The sequence below is a fragment of the Streptomyces sclerotialus genome (genome assembly GCF_040907265.1).
Taxonomy (GTDB): domain Bacteria; phylum Actinomycetota; class Actinomycetes; order Streptomycetales; family Streptomycetaceae; genus Streptomyces; species Streptomyces sclerotialus.
Window position 1 is genome coordinate 7,889,810 of the sequence record NZ_JBFOHP010000002.1, and the last position, 22,351, is coordinate 7,912,160.

Genomic DNA, 22,351 nt, shown 5'->3' on the forward strand with positions numbered 1-22,351 from the left:
CTCATCGATCGCGAGGCGGCGGAAGGAGTCGCCTCTCCGTGGAATCCAATGGAGGCATCGAAGATGAACCGCACTGTGAAGCGCGTGACCGCTGTCGTCGGCCCGGTCGCTGCTCTCGTGCTGATGGCCGGTGGCACCGCCGCCGCGGACAGCGACGAATTCCTGAACAGCAAGATCGCGTCCACCGACTCCGGCTACCAGAACGCGACGTCGAGCCACCACGGCGCGCAGAGCACCGGCGCGGGCACGCACGCCTCGCTCGTCCAGACCGGTGAGTGGGACGACGAGGACGACGACTGATCAGCGCTTCCAGTCAGCTCTGCCGCGGCCGGTCCGGTGCACACCGGACCGGCGCGGGTACCCGTTGGCCCGACGAGGTGAGGAGCGGCACGTGGAACTGTGCGATCTGCGGTATTTCGCCCTGGTGGCCGAGGACTTGCACTACGGCCGCGCGGCGGCCCGGCTGCATGTGGCACCCGCCGCCGTACGCCGGCGGATCCGGGACCTGGAGCGTGAACTGGGCCTCGTACTGTTCGACCGGACGAGCGGCCGGGTCACGCTCGCCGCAGCGGGCGCCGAGCTGCTGCCCGCCGCCCGCCGCGCCCTCGCCGCGGCGGCCGACGTCACGGACACCGCGCGGGACCTGCGCGCCGCCCGCCTGGGCGAGCTGCGCGTCGGCTGCGCACCGGGCGCGGCCCGGCTCGTCGACGCGCTGATCGGCAAGGTGGCGCGGGAACGGGCCGACGTGGCCGTGGTGGCCGTCCCGATGTGGAGCCTCCAGGCCCTGGACGCGGTCGTACGGGGCGACCTCGGCCTGGCCCTGGTCCGCGACCCGCTGCCGCCGCAGGGCACGTCGTCCCTGATCGTCGGCAGGTACCGCGACGACCACGTGGCGGTCCCCGCACCCGGCCCGCTCACCAAGCAGGTCCCCGTGCCGCTCGGTGCCTTCGAAGGCATGCCCTTCCTGATCAACGAGCGGGACACCGCGCCCGGCGTGCACGACGCGACCGTACGCTTCTTCGCCGACCACGGAGTCGCCCCGGTGTGGCAGCACCACCGGCTGCGCGAACAGGAGCAGCTGCTCTCACTGGTGGCGGCCGGCACGGCATCGGGGCTGGTGCACGCCCACCCCGCCGACGTCTCCGACCCCGCCAACGTGGCCTGCCCCGGCGTCGCCGTACTGCCGCTGGCCGAACCGGGCCCCGAACACCGCTTCCACCTGGTCTGGCGCTCGGACAACACATCCGAACTGCTGAGCTCCGTCGTCGACCTGATCTGCGATCACGGCTGCGACCTCGACGAGCCGGAGGAGGACGGGGCGGCCAAGGAGGGCGTCACCACGTCGGACGGGCACTGACGCCGCCGTCCACGACCAGATCGGTGCCGCTGATCCAGGAGGCCGCGTCCGAGGCGAGGAACACGCAGGCGTCGCCGATGTCCTCAGGACGGCCCAGCCGCGTGAGCGGTGCCGCGCGGGTCCACCGGTCGACGCCCTCGGGCCAGTCGGCGGCGAGACCCGGACGGTCGATCAGACCGGGCGAGACGGTGTTCACACGGATGCCGAGCGGACCGTACTCCAGCGCGGCCGAGCGGGCGAACATGATCAGGGCGGCCTTCGCCGCGCTGTAGTGCGCATGGCCCGGCGCGGGCCGGGACCCCTCGATCGAGGCGATGTGGACGACCGAGCCGCCCCGCGTCATCGCCGCCACCGCGGCCTGGGTGCAGCAGAACGCGCTTGTCATGTCGGCCTCGGAGACCCGCCGCCAGTCGGCCGCCGTCAGCTCCGCGAGTGGCTGCACCGGCTGGATCCCGGCGTTGTTGACCAGGACGTCCAGCCGCCCGCGCCAGGAGGCCGCCGCGCCGACCAGCCGGTGGCACTCCTCCTCCCGCGTCAGGTCGGCCGGTACGGCGAGGGCGCTGCCGCCCGCTCCGGTGATCTCCTCGACCAGCTCCTCGGCCTGCCGCGCGCTCCGGTGGAAGTGGGCCACCACGGCCGCGCCGGCCCGCGCGAGCCGCCGGGCGATCCCGCCGCCGATCAGCCCGCCGGCCCCGGTGACCAGGGCGACCCGCCCGGCCAGACAGCCCGCCCCCGTCGCCTCCGTCTCTGCCTCTGCCTCTGCCTCAGGCATCGTCGGCCGCATCCCGCGTGCCGTCCGGCATCCGCAGCGGGGCGCCGGGCCGGCACAGGGCCCGGATCCGGTCCGCCTGCCGGGGGTACTGCCTGGTGAGGACGTCCACGTCGCCGCCTTCGTAATCGCTGGGCAGGAAACCGGGCGCCATCGTCGTACCGCACAGCGACCAGCGCCCGCCCGGGATCACCCGGGCGCCCATCCATGTACCCGCGGGCACCACGGTCTGCACCTCGCCGCCGTCCCCGCCGAGCCGCACCACCTGATCGGCGCCGTCGGGGCCGAGGAGCAGCAGCTCGGCGGGGTCGCCCCGGTAGCAGTGCCAGACCTCGTCGAGGGGCAGCCGGTGCATCGCGGAGAAGCCGTCGTCCGCCGTGGTGAGCAGCACCATGATGGCCGTGCCGGCCGGACGCCCGGTGGCGTCCGGGGGCCCCGCCCACGTACGGCGGAACAGTCCGCCCTCGGTGGGCAGTGGCCGCAGACCGTACCGCTCGGCCAGCTCGGCAGGCGTCGTCCCGTCCATCCCGGCCCTCCGTCTCGTCGTCGGCCGACGGGCCGTCAGTCCGTCCCGCCGCTCCGGTAGAGGCCCAGGAACGCCAGCCGTGGCGTGGCCCGCGCCGCCGTGATGCGTACCCGTATGCGCCGGGCCGTCACCGGCGAGGACAGGACAAGAATGCGGCTGTACCCGATCGTGGTGGCAGCCGCCGCCTCCCGCCAGCCCGTGCCGCCCCACACGTCGACGGCGCACTCCTCGACGCGCTGCCCCCGGGTGATGTCCTCGCCCAGCCGGACGCGGTCGAACGCGGCGGCCTGCGGCAGCGTCAGTTCCAGCGAGCCGGTGACCGCGCCGCCGGCCGGCGACCAGCCCGAGGTGAGGCCGGGGTCGGTGAGCGCGGCGGCGGTCCGGCCGCGCGCCCCGGCGAGCAGGTTGGTGCCGTACGTACGGTCCAGCGCGCGGCGGAAGGACGTCAGCGCGGTGACGTCGGCGGCGTCCACCCGGCCGTCCTTGGCGGGCGGCACGTTGAGCAGCAGGACGGCGTTGCGTCCGACGGACTTCTCGTACAGCGAGACCAGCTGGCTCGCGGTCTTGGGGCGCTGCTCGGGGTGGTGGTACCAGCCGGGACGGAGCGAGACGTCCGCCTCGCCGGGGGACCACCGCAGCGACGTCACGTCCGGATTGCCGGTGAGCCGTTCGCGGGAGCCGAGGTCGTCGCCGGACTCACCGCCGGGTATCTGCATGCGGATGCCGTCGCCGGTGACGGGCAGTACGCTCCACTCCGACTCGCGGGCGACGCCCTGCTCGTTGCCGATCCAGCGGATGCCGCACGGTGCCTTGAAGACCACGGTCTCCGGGGAGAGCTTCCCGATGATCTCGTAGAAGGTGGCGAAGTCGTACTCCTGGCTGATACCGGCGTCGGCCCACGGGTTGGCACCGTCCAGCCAGAGTTCGTCGATCGGGCCGTACTGGGTGAAGAGTTCGTAGACCTGGTTGAGGTAGTACGCGGCGTAGTCGTCGACCGTGACGTCGAACGTCGGCAGCTCGCCCCTGGCGACGGCCCGGGCACGGTCGTCGCCGTCGACGAGGGTGGGGAGGGTGCGTGGGGTGCGGGCGCTGCCGTTGCCGTACCGGCCGTGCCCGCTCGGGCTGCGGTCGCCGTCCTCCAGGGTGGCCTGCTCCTCGATGCTGAGCGGCTCGCCGGCCTGCTGTTTGGCGCGGATCTTCGTCACCCAGCCGGCGTGCCAGGCGTGCGGCAGCTCGGCGCCGTCGGCGGGGGAGAGGTAGACGCCGACCTTCAGCCCGGCGGCGCGTGCCTCGCGGACGTACGCGCCGAGGATGTCGCCCCGCCAGGGGCTCGCCGCGACGGAGTGCCGGGTGTAGCGCGTCGGGTAGAGGACGAAGCCGTCGTGGTGCTTGGCGGTGAGCATCACGAGCTGCGCCCCCGCCGCGCGGTACGCGCGCATCCACTGCGCCACGTCCACCCGCTCCGGTGCGAACCACGCCGGGTCCTCGCACCCCGAACCCCACTCGCGGTCCGTGAAGGTGTTCATGCCGTAGTGCGTGAAGACGGTCAGCTCGTGGCGCTGCCAGGCGAGCTGGTGGGGTGTGGGGACGACGTGTGCTGCCTTGGCGAGGATCTGTTCGGCGCTGTCACCGGGCGAGACGGGAATGACCGGCGCGGGCGTGCTGCCGCCGGCCGCGGCGGTGCCCGTGGTGCCGGCCGCCACCGCGGCCCGGGAGAGGAACGCGGAGGCGGGCAGCGCGGCGCCCATGGCGAGGATCGTTCTCCGGGACGGGCTCATCGTGGTCCTCCGTGGGGGGTGTGGTGGACGGACGTGCGCGAGCGGTTCAGGCCGGGCGGCGCTGCCAGTACTGCTCGATCTCCTCCAGGGAACGCCCCGCGGTCTCGGGGACGCGCCGGGCGACGTACCACGTGGCGAGCGCGGACAGCACGGCGAAGATGCCGAAGACGGTGCTGCCGATGGCCTTCAGCACGTCGGGGAAGGTCAGCGCGAAGGCGAAGTTGAGCAGGTACTGGGTGAAGGTGATCACACCCATGCCGAGCGCGCGGGCGCGCAGCGGCAGCACCTCGGGGCAGTACAGCCAGAACACCGGCCCGAGCCCGGACCCGAACGCGAAGGTGTAGACGAAGACGCAGACGACGGCGAGGACGGACACGTCGGGGAAGAGGGCGAGCGCCACCATGGGAGGCACCTGCGCCGCCAGTGAGACGGTCAGCAGCTTCACCCTGCCCAGGCGTTCGATGAAGGGCAGCGACGCCGCGGTGGAGAGGACCAGCGCGGCGCCGACGCCGTAGTTGGCGATCGTCCCCGCCTGGGCGCCGTTGCCGTCGGTGAGGTGGGAGAAGATGACGGGCGCGTAGTAGACGACCGCGTTGATGCCGGTGAAGACCTGGAAGAAGGTCAGGATCAGGGTGATGCGCAGCGCGGGGCGGTAGGTACCGGCCAGTTCCCGGAGCCCGGCGTGCTGCTGAGCCAGGCTCTCGCGGATCTCGGTGACCTCGGCCTCCGCGCTCTCCGGCGTCGCGCGCAGCCGCCGCAGCACGCCGCGGGCCTCCGCCTCCCGCCCGTGCGTCATCAGCCAGCGCGGGCCGGCCGGGCTGAGGACCATCCCGACGAGGAAGACCACGGCGGGCACCGCGCCCAGGCCGAGCATCCACTCCCACGCGGCGGCCGCCGACAGGGCGTCACCGACCGCGTAGGCGAGGAGGATGCCGACGTTGACGGCGAGCTGGTAGAGCGCGGTGATCCGGCCGCGCAGGTGCTTGGGCGCCAGTTCGCTGAGGTAGATCAGGCCGAACATGTTGGCCAGGCCGACGGCGAAGCCGAGCACGAACCGCGCGGCCATCAGCGTCCCGGCGTCGGGCGCCAGGCCGCAGGCGACCGAGCCGGCGACGAAGATGACGCCCGCCAGGACCAGCAGATGGCGGCGGTCGAAGCGGCGGGCCGCGAGCGAGCCGCCGACGATGGCGGGCAGCGCGCCGAGCAACAGGAGGCTGGTGACCAGGCCCTGGCCGGTGGCGTCCAGGCCGAAGCGGTCGGTCAGCGGCTGCAGCGCCCCGGACATGGCCCCGGAGTCGTAGCCGTACAGGAGGCCGGAGAGGCCGCCGAGCACGGCGATCCGGTGCACCCGCCGGGGCACCTTCTCGCCGCCCTGCGGGGCGGCTCCGGTGGGGGACTGGACCTGTGCCACGGGTGACCTCCGAGAGTGGCGGCCGACGGGAAGGACACGGACGGGCCGGGTCCGAGGGCGACAATGGTGTGCACCCCATCCATCGTCAAGAGGTCCGACCTATTGTCATCCGGGCTCCCCGGAGGTATCCGGTATCCCCGTACCGCAGGACGAGTTCACCGGCCGCACGAGGCACGTGGCACCGGCCCGTTCCGGGAGGAAGCAGTGATCGACGCGCACCACCACCTCTGGGATCCGGCCGTACGTGCCTATCCCTGGCTGGACCCGACAGCCCACGCGCCGATCCACCGCCCCTACGCCCTGGACGACCTCCGGAAGGAGACGACGGCGCACGGCGTGACCGCCACCGTCCTCGTGCAGACCGTGGCCACCGCCGAGGAGACCGCCGCCTTCCTCGCCACGGCACGCGCGTCGGACGGCCTGATCGCGGGCGTCGTCGGCTGGGCCGACCTCACCGCACCCGAACTCCCGCTGCCCGAGGACCCGTTGCTGGTCGGCGTGCGGCACCAGGCCGAGGACGAGCCCGACCCGCGCTGGCTGGTACGCGCCGACGTCCGGCGCTCGCTCGCCGCCCTCGGCGCCCGCGGCCTGGCCTACGACGTCCTGGTACGGGCGCCGCAGCGGCAGGCCGCGCTGGAGTGCGTGCGCGGGCTGGACGAGGTGCGGTTCGTGCTCGACCACGCCGGGAAGCCGGGCATCGCGGCGGGGGAGTGGGACCCCTGGGCCGCCTGGATCACCGAGGCCGCGGCCTGCCCGAACACCGTGTGCAAGCTGTCCGGACTGGTCACCGAGGCGCCGTGGCACACCTGGACGGCGGAGCAGCTGCGGCCGTACGCCGACCACGTACTCGCGGCCTTCGGCGCCGACCGGGTGCTGTTCGGCTCGGACTGGCCGGTGTGCGAACTCGCCGGCGGCTACGCCGCGGTCCGCGCCCTCACCGACGAGCTCCTCGCCGGCTGCACCACCACCGAACGCGAGGCCGTACTCGGCGGCACCGCCCGGCGCGTGTACGGCCTGCACCCCGGATGACCTCTTGTGTGGCGGCTCGGCGGGGCCGTATGTTCACGTCGCCGGACCTAGACATCCGATGTATCCCGACCGCGCGGCACGCACCACAGCACACCCGACGACCCCAAGGAGCAGCAGGCATGAACGACATGAGCGGCCTCTCGGCACTGGTCACCGGCGGTGCCTCGGGCATCGGCCTGGCCACCGCCCAGCTGCTCGCCGCGCGCGGCGCCCGCGTGGCCGTACTGGACCTCACCCCCGACAAGATCGGGGAACCGCTGACCGGCCATCGCGCCGACGTCAGCGACGACGACTCGGTACGCGAGGCCGTCCGGGCGGCGGCGAGCGACCTGGGCGGCCTCGACATCCTGGTCAACAACGCCGGCATCGGCGCCGCCGGCACGGTCGAGGACCACACCGACGCCGAGTGGCACCGCGTCCTGGACGTCAACGTGCTCGGGATCGTCCGCACCAGCCGTGCGGCCCTCCCGTACCTCCGGGAGTCGGCGCACGCCGCGATCGTCAACACCTGCTCCATCGCCGCCACCGCGGGCCTGCCGCAGCGTGCCCTGTACTCGGCCTCCAAGGGCGCCGTGCTCTCACTCACCCTCGCCATGGCCGCCGACCACGTCCGCGAGGGCATCCGCGTCAACTGCGTCAACCCCGGCACCGCCGACACCCCGTGGGTCGGGCGGCTGCTGGACGCGGCCGACGACCCGGAGGCCGAACGCGCCGCGCTCAACGCCCGCCAGCCCATGGGCCGCCTGGTCACCGCCGAGGAAGTCGCCGCCGCCATCGCCTACCTGGCGTCACCCGCCGCCGCATCCGTCACCGGTACAGCGCTCGCCGTCGACGGCGGCATGGCGGGCCTGCGGCTGCGCCCGGAAGCACAGCGGTGACCGGCCGACCGGGGGAGGTGCCACCGGAACACCGCCGCCCCCTCGGCCGCAGCGGCGTCCCCGTCACCGCGCTGTCCTTCGGCGCGGCGCCCCTCGGCAACCTCTACACCGCCGTCGGTCCCGACCAGGCCGCCGCCACCGTGGACGCCGCCTGGGAGGCCGGCATCCGCGCCTTCGACACCGCCCCGCACTACGGACTCGGCCTCTCCGAGCGACGGCTCGGTGCCGCGCTGCGCGGCCGGCCGCGCGCGGAGTACGTGCTCTCCACCAAGGTCGGCAGGCTGCTGCGCCCCGGCAGCGCGGACGGTGACGACCTCGGCAACGGGTTCGCCGTGCCCGCCACGCACCACCGCGTCTGGGACTTCAGTGCGGACGGCGTCCGGCGCAGCATCGAGGAGAGTCTGTGCCGGCTCGGCCTGGACCGGATCGACATCGCCTATCTGCACGACCCCGACGAGCACGCGGAGCAGGCGTTCGGGGAAGGCTACCCGGCGCTGGAACGGCTCCGCGCCGAGGGCGTCGTGGGGGCGATCGGCGCGGGCATGAACCAGACCGCCATGCTCACCCGCTTCCTCCGCGACACCGACGTCGACGCGGTACTGCTCGCGGGCCGCTACACCCTGCTCGACCACTCGGGCCTGGACGCGGTGCTCCCGGAAGCGGCGGCACGCGGCCGGAGCGTCGTCATCGGCGGCGTCTTCAACTCGGGCCTGCTCGCCGACCCGCGCCCCGGCGCGACCTACGACTACGCGCCCGCGGCCCGCCCCGTACTGGACCGCGCCCTGTGCCTGAAGGCCGTCACCGAACGGCACGGCGTACCGCTGCGGGCCGCGGCCCTGCGCTTCCCCTTCGGCCACCCGGCCGTCGCGAGCGTCCTCGTCGGCGCCCGCTCTCCGGCCGAGGCCGCCGACGCCGCTGACCTGCTGCGCCGCCCGGTACCGTCCGCCTTGTGGGCGGAACTACGGGCCGCGGGCCTGCTGCCGGAACACGTACCGGTGCCCTGACGGCGCGGGGCACGCGGCTCAGCCGCCCGACCGGCGCTCCACCGCCGTCAGCGCCGCCGCCAGCGGCCCCGGGACCAGGAAGAGGAGCGGCGGCAGCACCCAGGCACAGACGGCGGCCGTCGCCAGCGCGAGCAGGACCAGGGCGGAACCGGGCAGGTCGCGCACGGTGCGCAGGGCGGCGGCCCGTAGCGCCGCGCGCCAGTCGGCGGCCGCCTCCTCCCGCGCGCTGGCGCGCAGCCCGGCCACCGCCAGTGCCGTGCCCACGGCCGCCAGGAACAGCGCGAACGGTACGGCCCCCGGCAGCCCCGCGGCGGCCAGCGCCGCGTCCGCCGCGAACAGCGCGCCGAAGGCGAGGAGCAGCCCGCCGGCGGTCAGGTCGGCGCGCCACCGCCGGGCGCGCAGGGCGCGGACGTAGCGCCCCGCCGTGCACGGTTCGGCGTACCGCTGGCGCCGCCGCAGCAGCGTGCAGGCCGTGGCCAGCGCGGCCGGTACGGTCACCAGTGGCAGACAGGCCACCGCCGTGCAGAGCCCGAGCGCGAGGACGTCGGCGAACAGCTCGAAGCGCGGGCCGAACAGCTCGCCGGGCTCCCGCCGCCCGGACACCGTGTCCGTCGGGACGCTCATCCCTTGACCCCCGAGTTGGCCATGCCTTCCACCAGGAACCGCTGGAAGGCGAGGAAGAACAGCACGATCGGGAGCAGCGCGAAGACCGACATCGCGAACATCGGGCCGTAAGCGGACTGGCTGGAGGTGTCCACGAAGGTGCGCAGCGCGAGCGTGAGCGTGTACTTGCCCGGCTCGAAGAGGTAGATGAGCTGGGTGAAGAAGTCGTTCCAGGCCCAGATGAAGGTGAAGATCGCGGTGGTGATCAGCGCGGGCCGGGTGAGCGGCAGCACCACCCGGGCGAACGTACGGAACGGACCGCAGCCGTCGATCTTCGCCGCCTCCTCCAGCTCGCGCGGCAGCCCCCGCATGAACTGCACGATGAGGAAGACGAAGAACGCGTCCGTGGCCAGGAACTTCGGCAGCACCATCGGCCAGAAGGTGTTCACCATGCCGAGCTGGTTGAAGACGATGTACTGCGGGATGAGCACCGCGTGGTGCGGCAGCATGATCGTGGCGATCATGAAGGCGAACAGCGGCCCGCGCATCCGGAACCGCAGCCGCGCGAAGGCGTACGCGGCGAGCGAGCAGCTGAGGACGTTGCCCAGCACGGCACCGATCGAGATGGTCAGCGAGTTGCCGAAGAGCTTCAGCAGGCTCACGCCCTGGATGCCGGCCGCGGCCGTCGTGTAGTTCTCGGTGGCCAGCCGGGACGGCAGCAGCGCGAGGCTGGCGAGCACCTCGTCGGCCGGTTTGAAGGACGTCGCGACCAGCCAGCCCAGCGGGTAGAGCATCACGAGCAGGACGAGGAGACAGGCGATGTGGAGCGCGATGCGCGGCCGGTTGGCGCGCACAACGGCAGGCGCGAAGGTCATCAGCGGCCCTCCTCGTTCGCGTAGAAGACCCAGGAGCGCGAGGTGCGGAAGAGCACCGCGGTGACGATTGCGATGGCGATCAGCAGCACCCACGCCATCGCGGAGGCGTAGCCCATGTGCGAGGCGGTGAAGCCGCGGTCGTAGAGGTAGAGCGTGTAGAAGAGGGTCGAGTCGGCGGGGCCGCCCCGGCCGCCGCTCACCGCGAACGCCGGGGTGAACACCTGGAACGCCTGGATGGTCTGCAGCACCAGGTTGAAGAAGAGCACCGGGGACAGCATCGGCAGGGTGATCGAGAGGAACTGCCGCCACCGGCCCGCGCCGTCCACCGACGCCGCCTCGTACAGCTCCTTCGGTATCTGCTGCAGCCCGGCCAGGAAGATGACCATGGGCGCGCCGAACTGCCACACCGTCAGCAGCGCCACGGACAGCAGCGCCCAGCCGGGCCGGTTGACCCAGCCGCCGGTGTGGATGCCGAGGGAGCCGAGGAGGTTGTCGACGGTGCCGCCGTCGTTGAAGAGCGCCCGCCACACCAGCGCGATGCTCATGGACGCGCCGAGCAGCGACGGGGCGTAGAACGCCGACCGGTAGAAGCCCTTGCCGCGTTTCATCGACTTCAGTGCGACCGCCACCGCCAGCGCCAGCGCGAGTTGCAGCGGTACGGCCACCACGACGTACAGCAGGGTGTTCAGGACCGAGCGGAGCAGCCGCGGGTCCTCGGTGAACATCTGCGTGTAGTTGCGCAGGCCCACCCAGGACGGCGGGTCGAAGAGGTCGTAGTCGGTGAAGGAGAGGTAGAGGGAGACCGCCATGGGGAGGAGGGTGAGGACGGCGGCGCCCAGTACCCAGGGGGAGAGGAACACCCAGGCGGCGCCCTCCCGTTCCCGCTTCGGCCGCCGTTTCCGCGCCTGCCCGGTGGGGGCCGTGCGCTGCCGGGGGAGTGGGACCGCGGCCCGGTCCATCGCTCGCGTGCTCACGGCCTCAGCTCCGTCCGTGCCTCGGTCAGGAAGTCCTCGGCGACCTCCCGGGGTGCCGCCTGCTCGAAGGACACCTGGTCGTAGTCGCGCTGGAAGGTCGACTGCAGGCCGTTGTCGCCGCGCGGCGGCGCGGCCGGCGGGTCCTTCAGCTTGCCCTGCAGGGACTCCTGGAGCCCGGCGACCTGCTGCTGGAAGCCGGTGACCGCCGGCAGGACGCGGGTCCGCTGGCGGCCGTTGACCGGGGTGCCGCGGTCCACGCCGAGGATGTCGGCGGCCTGGTCGGAGTTGAGCAGGAAGTCGATGAAGCGGGCCGCCTCGCGCGGATGCGCGCTGTCCGCCGCGATCCCGAGGAGCATCGACGGCTTGTAGTACTGGCCGGGGGTGCCGTCCGGGCCCGCGGGCATCGGCGCGAGCGCCAGCCGGTCCCCGTACAGCGCCTCGTAACCGGCGGACGGCGCGTCCCAGTTGAACTCGGCGACCGCCCGCTTGCGTCCCATCGGGGAGTCCTCGACCGAGCCCGCCATCTGCGTGGTGTCCTCGGCCCTGCTGACCAGCCCCTCCTTGCGCAGCTTCGAGGTGAAGGACCAGAAGCGCGCCAGGTCCGCCGCACGGAAAGCGGCCTGCCCGTCGGTGCCGTACAGCCGTTTGCCCTGCCCGCGCAGCCAGACCTCGAACCAGTCCTCCATCGAACCGGGGTCCGTCATGGGCCGCTCGTACCCGGCGGCCTTCAGCCTCCGCAGCGCCTCCGCCCAGTCGTCCCAGGTCCAGCCCGCCTTCGGGGTGTGCAGCCCGGCCTTCTTCCAGGCCTCCTTGTCGTACGCCATGGCCTGGGTGCCGACGCCCATCGGCAGCGCGTACTGCACACCGTCCACCTGCCCGGTCTTCAGCAGCCCGGAATCCATCTCCTTCGTGGGCAGGGTCTTGCGCTGGGTGCCGAGGTCCAGCAGCACCTCGGAGCCCGCGTACTGGCTGATCTGCCGGTAGTCCAGCTGGATCAGGTCGGGCACGTCGCCGCCCGCCGCCTGGGTGGCGAGCTTCTGCTTGTAGGACTCGTAGGTGGAGTAGGACGTCTGGATGTCGATGTCGGGGTGCGCCTTCTCGAAGGCGGCGACGGCCTTCTCGGTACGGGCTGCCCGGTCCGCGTTGCCCCACCAGGTGAAGCGGAGCGTGACCTTGCCGCCGGCGGCGGTGGCGGAACCACCACCGCCGCCGCAGCCCGCGAGGGCCAGACAGAGGGCGAGCGCAACGGCCGCGAGAGTTCTGGGACGCCGCACGGCTCACTCCCCGTAGTAGGGGAGCGTCGTGCCGGGCAGTTCGTACTCGTCGCGGCGGCCGCACATGCCGTAGCCGCCGCGCCGGGTCGGGCCCGCGGCCCGCACCCCGCCGTCAGCCAGGTGCGCCGCGTCCCCCTTCGCGAGGGCGTCGAGCTGCGTCCCGGTGCGCTCGGCCGCGGCCAGCGCCCCTTCGCGCCACCGGGCCCGCCAGTCCGCGATCTTCGGCGCGACGAGCCGGGCCGCCGCCTCGTGGAAGGCGCGCAGCGGCCCGTCGTCACCGTCCGCCAGGGCCGTACGCAGCGTCCGGTACCCCTCGACGGCGAGGTCCCGCCGCTTCCGGGCCGCCGCCTCCGCCGCGGGCCCCTCCTTCGCGGGCAGCGCGGCGGCCGCGGCGTACGTCTCGGCGTCGGCCAGCACCTCGGCAGGGAAGGTGAAGACCGCGTCCCCCGCCTCCGGCAGCCCGCCGTTCTGCATCAGGACCGTCACCCGCAGCCCGTCCTCGTTGACCATGCGGTGCACCGTCCCCGGTGTGAACCACGCGAGGACACCGGGCTCCAGCGGCGTCTCCCGGTAGCCGTCCGCGACGCTCAGCGTCTGGACGGCGCCCCGGCCGCCGGTGACGACGTACGCCTCCGTGCAGGCGAGGTGCAGATGCGGGCTGCCCCCGCACACGCCGTCGGCGGCCTCCCACTCATAGGCGCCGATGTGCGACAGACCGATGCCGCCCGGCAGCGGTGCGTCCATGACCATGACCGGCTCCCTCCCTCACCAGGCCAGCGACTTCAGACGGCCCTCGATGCGGTGCGGGTCCCACGCGCCGTCGGCCACCAGCACCCGGTACCGGTACGCGAAGGACTCGCCCGGCTCCAGCGCGAACTCCTCGAAGAACGCCCAGGAGAACGCCACCGTCGGCGTCGGCTCGGAACGGACGAACCAGTGCGAGGCGTGCACCGCGTCCGCGTTCTCCGGCGCGTGCGCGAAGACCAGCGTGGACTGCGCGTCCACGTCGTCGTGCGTGCCGACGAAGGCGATCCACGGCTGCTCGGCCGCGGGCGTACCCATCGTCTCCTCGTCCGTGCTGGGCCCGGCCGGGGTGAGCACCTGCCCGCCCGTGAAGTCGCGCGGCCCCCGCCAGTGCAGCCCGGTGTAGCCCGCCATCTCCCGGCCCGCCGTCGTCGGCGACCCGAAGTGCAGTGCCTCGTCACGGATGTTGGTGAGGTGGATCGACCAGTCGATCGCGTACGCGCCCGCCTCGGCGTCGGCCGAGTGCACCGCGACCGTACGCCGCTCCCGCGCCCACTCGGCACCCCCGTTCTCCACCCAGGTCAGCGACTCGCCGAAGGTCAGCCGGTCCGCGTCCGCCTCGAAGGAGTCGAAGCCGTCGTGCCGCATCGACCCGACGCGCTCGTGCAGCGGCAGGTAACCCTGGCCGTGGACGTAGGAGTTGCCGCCCCAGAAGTTCTGCCCGGAGAGATGGCTGGCGGTCATCTGCAGGCCCTTGTGCCAGCGGTGGTCGTGCGGCCGGTAGCCGCTGACCAGCCGACCGGAAAGGGTACGCAGCGGGTGTACGTACGGCTTGCGGGACTCGAAGGCCTCCGGGTCCGGGGCGTAGACGTAGGACAACAGCTCGGTCCCACCGGCGGCCACCCGGACGCGCTCGCCGTGGGTGTGGGTGACGGTGAGCGGTGTCGTCGTGGTGCTCGGTACTGCGCTCATGCTGCGGTCACTGCTCCTTCGGTGCCCAGTCGGGGTGGTTGCCGTGCATGGCGTGGTAGTACGGGTCGTCCGGGCCGATCTCGCCCGCGCGCACCGGCCGCCCGGTGAACGCCGACTTGTAGAGCGCGGCGAGGAATTCCAGCGTGCGGCGGGCCTCGGTGCCACTGCCGGGCGGGCGTACGCCCTTCTCCATGGCGTCGAGGAACCCTTCGAGCTGCGCGGCGTGCGAGCTGGGCACGTCGGCGGCGGGGGTGCGCCAGTGGGTGGTGCGCTGCGCGTCCTCGCGGGCGTGTGGTGCCGCGGTGTACGCCCAGTCGTCGTTGGAGTGCCCGTACAGGTGCGTCAGCTCCACCGTGGCGTCGGCGCAGTCGATACGGATGCGGCTCACCTCGTCGGGGCTGAGCACGCTGTTCACCACCGTCGCCATCGTCCCGTCGGCGAAGCGGACCAGCGCCGTGGAGACGTCCTCGCTCTCCACGTCGTGCACCAGCCGGCCCGCCATCGCACGTACCTCGGCCCAGTCGCCCAGCAGGTGCAGCAGCAGGTCCATCTGGTGGATGCCGTGGCCCATGGTCGGTCCGCCGCCCTCGGTGGCCCACCGGCCGCGCCAGGGAACGGAGTAGTACGCCCGGTCCCGGTACCAGGTGGTCTGGCAGTGCGCGACCAGCGGCCGCCCCAGCTCCCCGGAGCGCAGCAGCTCGCGCGCGTGCACCGCGCCCGACCCGTACCGGTGCTGGAAGACGACGGAGGCGTACGGGCCCCCGGGGCCGTCCTCCTCGGCCCCCTCCGCCGCCGCGATCGCGTCGTACTCGGCGAGCGACAGGCACAGCGGCTTCTCGCACAGCACCCAGGCACCGGCCCGCAGCGCGGCCCGGGTCTGTCCGGCGTGCAGGGCGGGCGGGGTGCCGAGGAGGACGAGCCCCGGGCGTTCGGCGGCGAGCATCTCGTCGAGGCCGCCGTAGCCGTTCACGTCGTCGCCCGCCTGGTCGCGGAAGGCGGCGAGCCGCGCCGGATCGGTGTCGACGGCGGCCACCAGCCGTACGCGGCCGTGCAGCGCGCGCAGTGCGGGCAGATGGCTCCCGGTGACGATGCCGCCGGTGCCGACGACCGCGGCACGGACGGGAAAGGAGGGGGTGGTGCCGGTGGGTGACGGCTCGGAGGCCGGTTCCGCAACGGGCATGCCGTGAGAGCTCCCTCGGATAGAAAGCGCTTACCGGCTGGCGACACTAGGCCCGCCCGCGCGCCGGGACAAGACCCCTGCAGCAACGGAGTTCTCCAGCACGAACGGCGTCCGGTATCCGGCACGGCATCCGGGACGCCGTTACGTACGCCCCTTCTCACCCCCCGCGGCCCCGCCGGGACAAGGCGCTCTGCGCGGTGGCCAGTACGCGGGCGCGGCCGCCCGCGCGGAGGGCGGCGCGGGCCGCGTTCGCGCCGGGGGCGCCGTGGACGCCGCCGCCGGGGTGCGCCGAGGCGGAGGCCAGGTAGAGGCCGGGTACCGGGGTCTCCGGGCGGCCGGTCCCGGGCAGCGGCCGGAAGAACAGCTGCTGGTGCATGCTGGCCGTACCGCCGTTGATCGCACCGCCGTGCAGATTGGCGTCCGCCGCCTGGAGCGTGGGCGGGGCGAGGATGCGGCGGGCCCGGATCCGGCCGCGGAAACCCGGTGCGAACCGCTCCACCTGCTCCTCGATGCGGTCGGCCAGCTTCTCCCGCTCGCCCGCGTCCCAACTGCCCGTCAGACCGTCAGGACCGGCGTCACCCTTCACCGTCTGCGGTACGTGCGTGTACGCCCACGCCGACTCCGTACCGGCCGGTGAGCGGCTGGCGTCCGCCGTCGTCATCTGCCCCAGCAGCGCGAACGGCCGGTCCGGCACCAACCCCATGGCGAGCTGCGCGGCGAACCGGGTCAGCGCGTCCACATCGTCCGCCACATGGACCGTGCCGGCCCGCGCGGCCTCCGGTGCCGACCACGGCACCCGGCCGTCCAGCGCCCAGTCGACCTTGAACGTACCGAAGTCCCACTGGAAACGGCGCAGATCGTCGAAGATCCGCGCCGGGAGGTGTCCCGCGCCGACCAGTTCGCGGTAGAGGACCGGCGCGGGCACGTCCGCCAGTACCGCCCGGTCCGCACGGACCCGGTCGCCGCCCGCCGTCCGGACCCCCACCGCCCGGCCGCCGCGCACCACGACCTCGGTCACCGGCTCCCCGCACCGTACGGTGACGCCCCGCCTGGCCAGCCGTCTCACCAGCGCCTCCGTCAGCGCGCCCGCCCCGCCGACCGGCACCGGGAAGCCGACCGCCTGGCCCAGCATCGTCAGCAGCCAGCCGTACCCGCCGCTGCCCGCCGCCTCCGGGGCCAGGTCCGCGTGGAGCGCGTTGCCCGCCAGCAGCAGCCGCCCCCCTCGCCCCGGAACTCCTCCTCACCCAGTCGGCGTACCGGCAGCACCAGACTGCGGGCCAGCCGCAGCCCGCCCGCGCCGCGCAGCCGGACCGCCAGCCGGGCCGTGGCGCGTACCGGCGGGAACGGCGTGAACAGCGCGTGCATGATGTCCTGGCCCAGCCGGTCCCAGATGCGGCATAGGTGCACCCACGCCTCGCCGTCCCCGGTCCCGAAGTCCTCCAGGCCGTCCGCGGTCACCGCCCGGTTCCGGTCGAGGACGGCGCACCGCCCGTCGGGCAGCGGATGCGCGAGGACGTGCGGGGCATGGCTCCAGCGCAGGCCGTCCCGCTGCAGCTCCAGTCCGCGCACGATCGGCGAGGCCGCCGCGAGCGGGTAGAACGCGCTGAAGACGTCGCTGACGTACTCGGGATGGACGCCGTGGTCGCTGCGGACGGCGCCGCCGGGCTCCGGCTGCGCCTCCAGCACCGTGACGCTCCACCCCGCGTCGGCGAGAAGATTGGCGGCCACCAGCCCGTTGGGCCCCGCCCCGATCACCACCGCGTCGGTCATGTCACCGCCCCGCCGGGCACTCGGAGCCCGGACCGAGCCCGGCATCCCCGGAGTCGGCATCCGGCGGCAGGTCCTCGACCACCTTCGCCAGCCGCTTGAGCATGTTGCGGTGGCGCAGCTGCAGCAGTGCGTCCAGGGCGAAGTTGTGCACCAGCCCGCCGAAGCCGCGCAGCGGGTGCTCGTCGACGATGACCAGCGTCTCCTCACCCCAGGGGCGGATGTCCAGCGCGATCCGGGCCGAGCCGAACGGGTCGCAGAGCGCCTCCAGCTCCAGCGCCCGGGGTGGCTCGTGCCGCCGCACGACCGTCTGCCCGTCCAGCTCCAGGAGGCCCAGCCGGAGCTTGTAGCGGATGGCCGCGCCGACCTCCGGCCAGCTGCCGTCCAGCGCTTCGGAGTCGGAGGGGCCGACGACCCATTCGCCGTAACGGCGGCAGTCCGACAGCACCGCCCACACGGCGGGCGGCTTCCGGGCGATGAGCTGGTGCCGTACGGCCATGGGTACTCCATCCGGATCAGCCGGCGGGGCCGGCGGTGACAGCTCGCTGCTCACGCTGACGGGTGCCCCGTTATGTGTGCATTATGACCATCCGGGTACTTGATGGCCCCGACAACCACCGCGGCTCGGTCCGCGGCCGTACGTATGGAGGAGGCGGCCATGGTGGCCCAGGGTGAGGGCGGCGTCGTGGTGATCACCGGGGCGTCCAGCGGCGTCGGCCGGGCGAGCGCCGAGGCGTTCGCCGCCCGCGGCTGGCACGTCGTGCTGGCCGCCCGGCGCGCCGAGGAACTGAACGAGGTCGCCCGCCGGTGCCGCGAGCACGGCAAGGGCCGCGCCCTCCCCGTCCCCACCGACGTGACCGACGCCGCCGCCGTGGACCGGCTGGCCGAAGAGGCCGTCGCCGCCTTCGGCCGGATCGACGTCTGGCTCAACAACGCCGCCGTCGCCGCCTTCGGCGCGCTCGACGAGATCCCGGCGGACGTCTGCCGCAAGGTGATCGACACCGATGTGATGGGTTACGTGTACGGGGCCCGCGCCGCGCTCACCGCGATGCGCCGGCAGGGCAGCGGCACCCTGATCAACGTCTCCTCCGTCGTCGGCGTCTCCCCGGTCCCCTACAACGCGCCGTACGCGCTGGCGAAGGCCGCCGTCCGGTCGCTGAGCGCCAGTCTCCGCCAGGAACTGTGGCTGGAGGGCCACCGGGACGTCCACGTCTGCACGGTGCTGCCCGCCACCATGGACACGCCGTTCTTCCGGAGCGCCGCCAACTACTCCGGCCGCAAGGTCCTTCCGATGGCCCCGGTCTACACCCCCGAACGGGCGGCCCGCACCATCCTCCGCCTGGCCCGCTCCCCCCGCCGCGAGGCCTACGTCGGCCCCGCCGCCGCAGTCCTGGCCTGCCAGACCAAGCTCTTCCCCCGCCTGACGGAGAAGGCCCTGGCCTACCAGATGAACCGCGCCCACCTCTCCCGCACCGACCCGGCCCCCGACACCGCGGGCACCGTCCCCCACCCGCTGCCCGGCGGCGCCGTCCACGGCGGCTGGTCCGGCGCCCGCCGCACCGCGGGCCGCCGCCTTTTGACGGCAACGCTGGCCGCGGGCGTGGGATACGCGGTGGCGAGGGCGGTGTGCGGCCGGCAGTCACCGTGCGACCGCGCACGGGGCTGCGGGCGATGAGATGACGGCGCGCGTGGGTCCGGAAGAGAAGCAGTTCCGGCTGAGTCAGGCGAATCATCACCGTCACCGGTCACCGCTCACCGCTTGTCGTTCGTCGCTGTCGCCAGGCCCGCGGTGACCGGTTGCTGCCTACGGCGCGGCGAAGTCGACTTCGGACGCGGGCAGCACCCGGATGCGCCGCCCGGGGAAGTCCAGGTGCCGGAAGATCTCGTTGTGGTGCGCGATCGACTGTGCCGACGCGGCGAACGCGCCGGTGGTGGCAGGCCGTTCGGACGTGGTGTGCCCGTCCGCGACCAGCACCAGGTCGTAGCGGTGGCTCAGCGCCTGCCGTGCCGTGGTGTCCACGCAGATCTCGGTCGCGAATCCGGTGACGACCACCTCGGTGGCGCCCAGCGCGCGCAGTGTCTTGTCGAGATCGGTGTCGAGGAACCCGTCAGCACTGTTCTTATGGACCACCGAATCGTCGGCACCGAACGCGAGTTCAGGCACGATGCGCCATCCCTCGGTGCCCGCCTCCATCCCGCCGCCCTGGTGCTGGACCGTCACGACCGGTACGCCCGCGGCCCTGGCCCGCTCGCGGAGCCCCGCGATCGTGGCGACGGTTTCGGCGGCCCGGTACGCGAGGGGCATCAGGGCGTTCTGCATGTCGATGACGAGGAGCGCGGAGGCGTGCGGCATGCGCCCACGGTAGCGGCTCGGGCAGACTGTGCGGGATGAATGACTTCCGCCCGTCGCTCCGGACACCTGCTCCCGAACGGTACGGACGCCTGCGCGTGCAGGCCGCTGACCTCGGGCCGGCCCGCTGGCTCACCGAGCGTGCCCCGGGCCACGGCGACTTCGGGACGGTGGCGGGCGTCGCCGCACCTGGATTCGCCGGCTACGCCAGGGTGCTGCATCCGGCGTCGCTGTACGAACGGCCGGTGCGGTGGGCGGCGGTGGCTGCCGCCTACGGGCGCGAGGTGGCGCCGGGCACGAAGTGGCACGAGCTGATCGGGGCGGAGCCCTTCTACCAGAACGCCTCCGAGTACGGCCTGCCCGATGTCTGGGACGAGCATCCGGCAGAGGGCCCGACCCCACCGGACGTGGCCCGGACCCTGATCCCGATACTCGCCCGGCACACCGAGACCCCGGAGCGGTGCTGGTTCGGTTTGTGGGAGGGGTACGGGCGGCGGGACTTCAGCCGGGTCCGTTGCTTCGAGACGCCGGGCAGGCGGGAGGTGCTGCTCTCGGGGACGCTCGCCGATGCCGTCTCACCGGTGTCGTGCGACGCGTTCGACGAGCTGCCCGACCTGTGGTGGCCGCAGGACCGCGCCTGGTGCCTGGGCGGCGATGTGGACCTGGTCAGCACCTACGTCGGCGGGTCCCGGGCGTTGATCGCCGAGCTGCTGGCCGCTCCGGGGCTGGAGGCGCACCCGGTGGCACCCGGCGACGGGGTCGGCTGAACCCCGCGGCCGCCCCGCGTTCCCTCACGACCGTTCCGCGATCAGTTTCTCCAGGCCGTCCAAGATGCGGTGGAGGCCGAATTCCCAGGCCTGGTCCTGGGCCGTGGCCGGTTCGGCCGCCGCGGCGCTGAAGGCGGCGGTCACCGCGGGGAAGCGTGCGGCGTGGTCGCGGAGTATGCCGCCCAGCAGGGCGTGCAGTTGTGCTTCGGCGTTGCCCTCCGGGCCCGCGGCGCGGCCTTGTTGGGCGAGGGTGCGGACGTGGCCCGTCAGCAGGACGGCGGCGTCCAAGCGTTCGGCACCGGTGAGCGGTGTGCCGTCCAGCGCGGCGACCGCCCGTTCCGTCCAGGCCAGTTCCGCCGGGCCCAGCACCCGCGGTCCGACCGTCGCCTCCAGCAGCCAGGGATGCCGGCCGAAGCCGTCGAGCAGGTGGTGCGCCCAGGCGGTCAGCCGCCCCCGCCAGCCGGGGCGCGGCTCGTCCTCGGCCGGCAGCGGTGCGAGCGCCGCGTCGACCATCAGCGCGATCAGCTCGGCCTTGCCCGGCACGTACCGGTAGAGCGCCATCTTCGTCACGCCCAGCTGCGCGGCGACCCGTTGCATGGACACGGCGGCCAGGCCTTCGGCATCGGCGACCGCGACGCCGGCCCGCGCGATGCCCGGCAGGTCCAGCGTCGGCCGCGGCCCCCGCGCGGGCTGCGGCCGGGGTGCCCACAGCAGCCGCGCGGTCGCGGTGTGCCGGGCTTCTCGGCCGTCGCCGTCGCCGCCGTGTGTGCCCTCGGACATGCGCGTCCCCGCTCCCGTGGCTCGTCCCGCTGCTTCCCGTGTAATTGCGTCCATGGTACACAGTAAGAACTGTGTCCGACGGACACGGATGATGAACGGGGAGAGTCATGTCGCCGATGCCGCACCACGGAACCGTCCTGATCTCCGGTGCGAGCGTCGCCGGGCCCGCGCTGGCCTACTGGCTGGCCCGCCACGGTTTCCGGCCCACCGTCGTCGAAGTAGCCCCCGCCCTGCGTGCGGGCGGGCAGCCCGTGGACTTCCGCGGGGAGACGCAGCTGACCGTGCTTCGCCGCATGGGGCTGCTGCCCGAGTTGCGGCGGCTGCGGACGGGCGGCACCCCGATCCGCTTCGTCGACGAACGGGGGCGTCAACTGCTGCGCCTGCCTGCCGAGTTCATGGGCGGCGAGCTGGAGGTGCTGCGTGGGGACCTGGCCCGAGTGCTGTACGAACGCAGTGCTCCCGGGACGGAGTACGTCTTCGGCGACACGATCACCGGGATCGACGAGACCGGCCCGGGTGTACGGGTGACCTTCCGCAACGGTCCGGCCCGCGAGTTCGGCCTGGTGATCGGCGCCGACGGGCTGCACTCGACCGTCCGGCGGCTCGCCTTCGGCCCGGAGGGGCGGTATGTGCGGCATCTCGGGTATTACGCCGCCAGCTGGCAACTCCCCAACGACCTGGGGCCGGCGGCCGGGGAGGGGGTGGTTGGTCACAACGTCCCGGGGCGGCTCGCCTCGGTCGGCGCCGACCACCGCGACCCGGCGCGGGCCGGTGCGATGTTCGTCTTCGCCGCGCCCGAGCTGCCCTACGACCGGCACTCGGCCGAGCAGCAGAAGGCACTGGTCACCGACGCCTTCACCGGCCTCGGCTGGCACGTGCCGCGGCTGCTGGCGTCCCTGCGCGCCGCGCCCGAGCTGTACTTCGACTCCGTCAGCCGGGCTGATGTGCCCACCTGGTCCAAGGGGCGCGTCGGGCTCGTCGGGGACGCCGCGTGCGGTGCCACGCTCGGCGGCATGGGCACGGGCACCGCACTGGTCGCCGCGTACGTCCTTGCCGGCGAGCTGGCCCGGGCCGGTGGCGATCACCGCGCCGCCTTCGCGCGGTACGAGCGCCGGATGCGGCCGTACGCGGAAGGGTGCCAGAAGGGCGGTGACCGCACCGGGCCGTTCCTCGCGCCGCGTACCGCCACCGGGCTGCGGCTCCGTAACGCCCTGCTCTCCCGGCGCTTCCTGATGGACCGGATGCTCAGGGCGGGGCAGAGGGCCAGCAGTACGGTCGGGCTGCCCGACTACGGCGCCGGCGCGGCGCCGTAG

Annotated in this window: 22 protein-coding genes and 1 pseudogene; 8 read left to right on the forward strand and 15 right to left on the reverse strand. The window is 73.5% G+C overall.

Translation table 11 applies throughout. The features are described 5' to 3' along the window. Nucleotides 1-63 precede the first annotated feature (63 nt). Both AAC944_RS34745 and AAC944_RS34750 read left to right on the forward strand, forming a co-directional pair. Nucleotides 64-300, forward strand: coding sequence for a hypothetical protein (locus AAC944_RS34745; protein ID WP_196942969.1), 237 nt, complete (start codon nucleotides 64-66; stop codon nucleotides 298-300). A gap of 91 nt (nucleotides 301-391) precedes the next feature. Beyond that, nucleotides 392-1,357, forward strand: coding sequence for a LysR family transcriptional regulator (locus tag AAC944_RS34750; RefSeq protein ID WP_051871689.1), 966 nt, complete (start codon nucleotides 392-394; stop codon nucleotides 1,355-1,357). Here the strand turns inward: AAC944_RS34750 and AAC944_RS34755 are convergent. The 4 genes from AAC944_RS34755 to AAC944_RS34770 are packed head-to-tail and all read right to left on the reverse strand — an operon-like array spanning nucleotide 1,335 to nucleotide 5,841. Further along, nucleotides 1,335-2,129: an SDR family NAD(P)-dependent oxidoreductase gene (locus tag AAC944_RS34755; protein ID WP_107054131.1), complete on the reverse strand. Its 795-nt coding sequence runs from the start codon at nucleotides 2,127-2,129 to the stop codon at nucleotides 1,335-1,337. The two genes, AAC944_RS34750 and AAC944_RS34755, sit on opposite strands and share 23 nt — an antisense overlap. Further along, complete coding sequence (locus tag AAC944_RS34760; protein WP_030613568.1) at nucleotides 2,122-2,652, reverse strand: cupin domain-containing protein; 531 nt, start codon at nucleotides 2,650-2,652, stop codon at nucleotides 2,122-2,124. The genes AAC944_RS34755 and AAC944_RS34760 overlap by 8 nt, the downstream gene beginning before the upstream one ends. A 35-nt stretch (nucleotides 2,653-2,687) precedes the next feature. Further along, on the reverse strand, nucleotides 2,688-4,430 hold the full coding sequence (locus AAC944_RS34765; RefSeq protein WP_037772035.1) for an alpha-L-fucosidase: 1,743 nt from the start codon (nucleotides 4,428-4,430) through the stop codon (nucleotides 2,688-2,690). Nucleotides 4,431-4,476: 46 nt separating this feature from the next. Continuing rightward, nucleotides 4,477-5,841 carry a sugar porter family MFS transporter gene (locus AAC944_RS34770; RefSeq protein ID WP_037772036.1) on the reverse strand — a complete coding sequence of 455 codons (1,365 nt, stop codon included), beginning with the start codon at nucleotides 5,839-5,841 and terminating at the stop codon, nucleotides 4,477-4,479. A gap of 204 nt (nucleotides 5,842-6,045) precedes the next feature. Between AAC944_RS34770 and AAC944_RS34775 the strand changes: the two genes are divergently transcribed. From AAC944_RS34775 to AAC944_RS34785, 3 genes are all read left to right on the forward strand, one after another. After that, nucleotides 6,046-6,870 carry an amidohydrolase family protein gene (locus AAC944_RS34775; RefSeq protein WP_030613575.1) on the forward strand — a complete coding sequence of 275 codons (825 nt, stop codon included), beginning with the start codon at nucleotides 6,046-6,048 and terminating at the stop codon, nucleotides 6,868-6,870. Nucleotides 6,871-6,989: 119 nt separating this feature from the next. After that, a complete protein-coding gene (locus tag AAC944_RS34780; RefSeq protein ID WP_030613577.1) occupies nucleotides 6,990-7,748 on the forward strand; it encodes an SDR family NAD(P)-dependent oxidoreductase in 759 nt (252 codons plus the stop codon). After that, entirely contained in the window at nucleotides 7,745-8,752 is a 1,008-nt protein-coding gene (locus AAC944_RS34785; RefSeq protein ID WP_368396658.1) for an aldo/keto reductase, read from the forward strand. The genes AAC944_RS34780 and AAC944_RS34785 overlap by 4 nt, the downstream gene beginning before the upstream one ends. Nucleotides 8,753-8,770: 18 nt before the next feature. Here the strand turns inward: AAC944_RS34785 and AAC944_RS34790 are convergent, their stop codons facing one another. The 9 genes and pseudogenes from AAC944_RS34790 to AAC944_RS34830 all read right to left on the reverse strand — a co-directional run bounded on the left by AAC944_RS34790 (nucleotide 8,771) and on the right by AAC944_RS34830 (nucleotide 17,640). Beyond that, nucleotides 8,771-9,376: a hypothetical protein gene (locus tag AAC944_RS34790; RefSeq protein ID WP_037772038.1), complete on the reverse strand. Its 606-nt coding sequence runs from the start codon at nucleotides 9,374-9,376 to the stop codon at nucleotides 8,771-8,773. Further along, nucleotides 9,373-10,230 carry a carbohydrate ABC transporter permease gene (locus AAC944_RS34795; RefSeq protein WP_030613582.1) on the reverse strand — a complete coding sequence of 286 codons (858 nt, stop codon included), beginning with the start codon at nucleotides 10,228-10,230 and terminating at the stop codon, nucleotides 9,373-9,375. The genes AAC944_RS34790 and AAC944_RS34795 overlap by 4 nt, the downstream gene beginning before the upstream one ends. Further along, on the reverse strand, nucleotides 10,230-11,189 hold the full coding sequence (locus AAC944_RS34800) for a carbohydrate ABC transporter permease (protein WP_030613584.1): 960 nt from the start codon (nucleotides 11,187-11,189) through the stop codon (nucleotides 10,230-10,232). Before AAC944_RS34800 ends, AAC944_RS34795 begins: the two co-directional genes overlap by 1 nt. 11 nt (nucleotides 11,190-11,200) lie before the next feature. Further along, on the reverse strand, nucleotides 11,201-12,478 hold the full coding sequence (locus tag AAC944_RS34805; protein WP_030613587.1) for an ABC transporter substrate-binding protein: 1,278 nt from the start codon (nucleotides 12,476-12,478) through the stop codon (nucleotides 11,201-11,203). Nucleotides 12,479-12,481: 3 nt separating this feature from the next. Then, nucleotides 12,482-13,228, reverse strand: coding sequence for a cupin (locus AAC944_RS34810; protein ID WP_030613589.1), 747 nt, complete (start codon nucleotides 13,226-13,228; stop codon nucleotides 12,482-12,484). 15 nt (nucleotides 13,229-13,243) lie between these two features. Then, entirely contained in the window at nucleotides 13,244-14,194 is a 951-nt protein-coding gene (locus AAC944_RS34815) for a DUF6807 domain-containing protein (protein ID WP_030613591.1), read from the reverse strand. A gap of 7 nt (nucleotides 14,195-14,201) precedes the next feature. After that, nucleotides 14,202-15,374, reverse strand: coding sequence for a Gfo/Idh/MocA family protein (locus AAC944_RS34820; RefSeq protein WP_078888520.1), 1,173 nt, complete (start codon nucleotides 15,372-15,374; stop codon nucleotides 14,202-14,204). A 157-nt stretch (nucleotides 15,375-15,531) separates the two neighbouring features. Further along, nucleotides 15,532-17,144 (reverse strand): annotated as a pseudogene (locus AAC944_RS34825) (phytoene desaturase family protein). 1 nt (nucleotide 17,145) lies between these two features. Further along, the gene (locus tag AAC944_RS34830; RefSeq protein WP_030613599.1) at nucleotides 17,146-17,640 is read right to left on the reverse strand and encodes an SRPBCC family protein; all 495 of its coding nucleotides are present in this window, start codon (nucleotides 17,638-17,640) and stop codon (nucleotides 17,146-17,148) included. A gap of 159 nt (nucleotides 17,641-17,799) precedes the next feature. Between AAC944_RS34830 and AAC944_RS34835 the strand changes: the two genes are divergently transcribed. Continuing rightward, nucleotides 17,800-18,816: an SDR family oxidoreductase gene (locus AAC944_RS34835; RefSeq protein WP_037772040.1), complete on the forward strand. Its 1,017-nt coding sequence runs from the start codon at nucleotides 17,800-17,802 to the stop codon at nucleotides 18,814-18,816. Nucleotides 18,817-18,945: 129 nt separating this feature from the next. On the opposite strand, the gene AAC944_RS34840 is transcribed toward AAC944_RS34835, so the two are convergent. Further along, complete coding sequence (locus AAC944_RS34840; protein WP_030613604.1) at nucleotides 18,946-19,494, reverse strand: cysteine hydrolase family protein; 549 nt, start codon at nucleotides 19,492-19,494, stop codon at nucleotides 18,946-18,948. A 35-nt stretch (nucleotides 19,495-19,529) separates the two neighbouring features. Here AAC944_RS34840 and AAC944_RS34845 point away from each other — a divergent pair, with 35 nt between their 5' ends. Further along, nucleotides 19,530-20,258 carry a hypothetical protein gene (locus AAC944_RS34845; protein WP_030613608.1) on the forward strand — a complete coding sequence of 243 codons (729 nt, stop codon included), beginning with the start codon at nucleotides 19,530-19,532 and terminating at the stop codon, nucleotides 20,256-20,258. Nucleotides 20,259-20,282: 24 nt separating this feature from the next. On the opposite strand, the gene AAC944_RS34850 is transcribed toward AAC944_RS34845, so the two are convergent. Further along, a complete protein-coding gene (locus tag AAC944_RS34850) occupies nucleotides 20,283-21,038 on the reverse strand; it encodes a TetR/AcrR family transcriptional regulator (protein ID WP_051871690.1) in 756 nt (251 codons plus the stop codon). 107 nt (nucleotides 21,039-21,145) lie between these two features. Between AAC944_RS34850 and AAC944_RS34855 the strand changes: the two genes are divergently transcribed. Further along, nucleotides 21,146-22,351, forward strand: a complete 1,206-nt coding sequence (locus tag AAC944_RS34855) for an FAD-dependent monooxygenase (protein ID WP_438272772.1) — start codon at nucleotides 21,146-21,148, stop codon at nucleotides 22,349-22,351.

Excerpts from the sequence above, each read along its gene's own strand:
- AAC944_RS34820 (WP_078888520.1), bottom strand. The coding sequence starts at position 15,374 with ATGCCCGTTGCGGAACCGGCCTCCGAGCCGTCACCCACCGGCACCACC.
- AAC944_RS34780 (WP_030613577.1), top strand. The coding sequence starts at position 6,990 with ATGAACGACATGAGCGGCCTCTCGGCACTGGTCACCGGCGGTGCCTCG.
- AAC944_RS34810 (WP_030613589.1), bottom strand. The coding sequence starts at position 13,228 with ATGGTCATGGACGCACCGCTGCCGGGCGGCATCGGTCTGTCGCACATC.
- AAC944_RS34790 (WP_037772038.1), bottom strand. The coding sequence starts at position 9,376 with ATGAGCGTCCCGACGGACACGGTGTCCGGGCGGCGGGAGCCCGGCGAG.
- AAC944_RS34760 (WP_030613568.1), bottom strand. The coding sequence starts at position 2,652 with ATGGACGGGACGACGCCTGCCGAGCTGGCCGAGCGGTACGGTCTGCGG.
- AAC944_RS34795 (WP_030613582.1), bottom strand. The coding sequence starts at position 10,230 with ATGACCTTCGCGCCTGCCGTTGTGCGCGCCAACCGGCCGCGCATCGCG.
- AAC944_RS34845 (WP_030613608.1), top strand. The coding sequence starts at position 19,530 with ATGAATGACTTCCGCCCGTCGCTCCGGACACCTGCTCCCGAACGGTAC.
- AAC944_RS34855 (WP_438272772.1), top strand. The coding sequence starts at position 21,146 with ATGTCGCCGATGCCGCACCACGGAACCGTCCTGATCTCCGGTGCGAGC.
- AAC944_RS34835 (WP_037772040.1), top strand. The coding sequence starts at position 17,800 with ATGGTGGCCCAGGGTGAGGGCGGCGTCGTGGTGATCACCGGGGCGTCC.
- AAC944_RS34830 (WP_030613599.1), bottom strand. The coding sequence starts at position 17,640 with ATGGCCGTACGGCACCAGCTCATCGCCCGGAAGCCGCCCGCCGTGTGG.
- AAC944_RS34815 (WP_030613591.1), bottom strand. The coding sequence starts at position 14,194 with ATGAGCGCAGTACCGAGCACCACGACGACACCGCTCACCGTCACCCAC.
- AAC944_RS34765 (WP_037772035.1), bottom strand. The coding sequence starts at position 4,430 with ATGAGCCCGTCCCGGAGAACGATCCTCGCCATGGGCGCCGCGCTGCCC.
- AAC944_RS34840 (WP_030613604.1), bottom strand. The coding sequence starts at position 19,494 with ATGCCGCACGCCTCCGCGCTCCTCGTCATCGACATGCAGAACGCCCTG.
- AAC944_RS34755 (WP_107054131.1), bottom strand. The coding sequence starts at position 2,129 with ATGCCTGAGGCAGAGGCAGAGGCAGAGACGGAGGCGACGGGGGCGGGC.
- AAC944_RS34745 (WP_196942969.1), top strand. The coding sequence starts at position 64 with ATGAACCGCACTGTGAAGCGCGTGACCGCTGTCGTCGGCCCGGTCGCT.
- AAC944_RS34850 (WP_051871690.1), bottom strand. The coding sequence starts at position 21,038 with ATGTCCGAGGGCACACACGGCGGCGACGGCGACGGCCGAGAAGCCCGG.
- AAC944_RS34800 (WP_030613584.1), bottom strand. The coding sequence starts at position 11,189 with ATGGACCGGGCCGCGGTCCCACTCCCCCGGCAGCGCACGGCCCCCACC.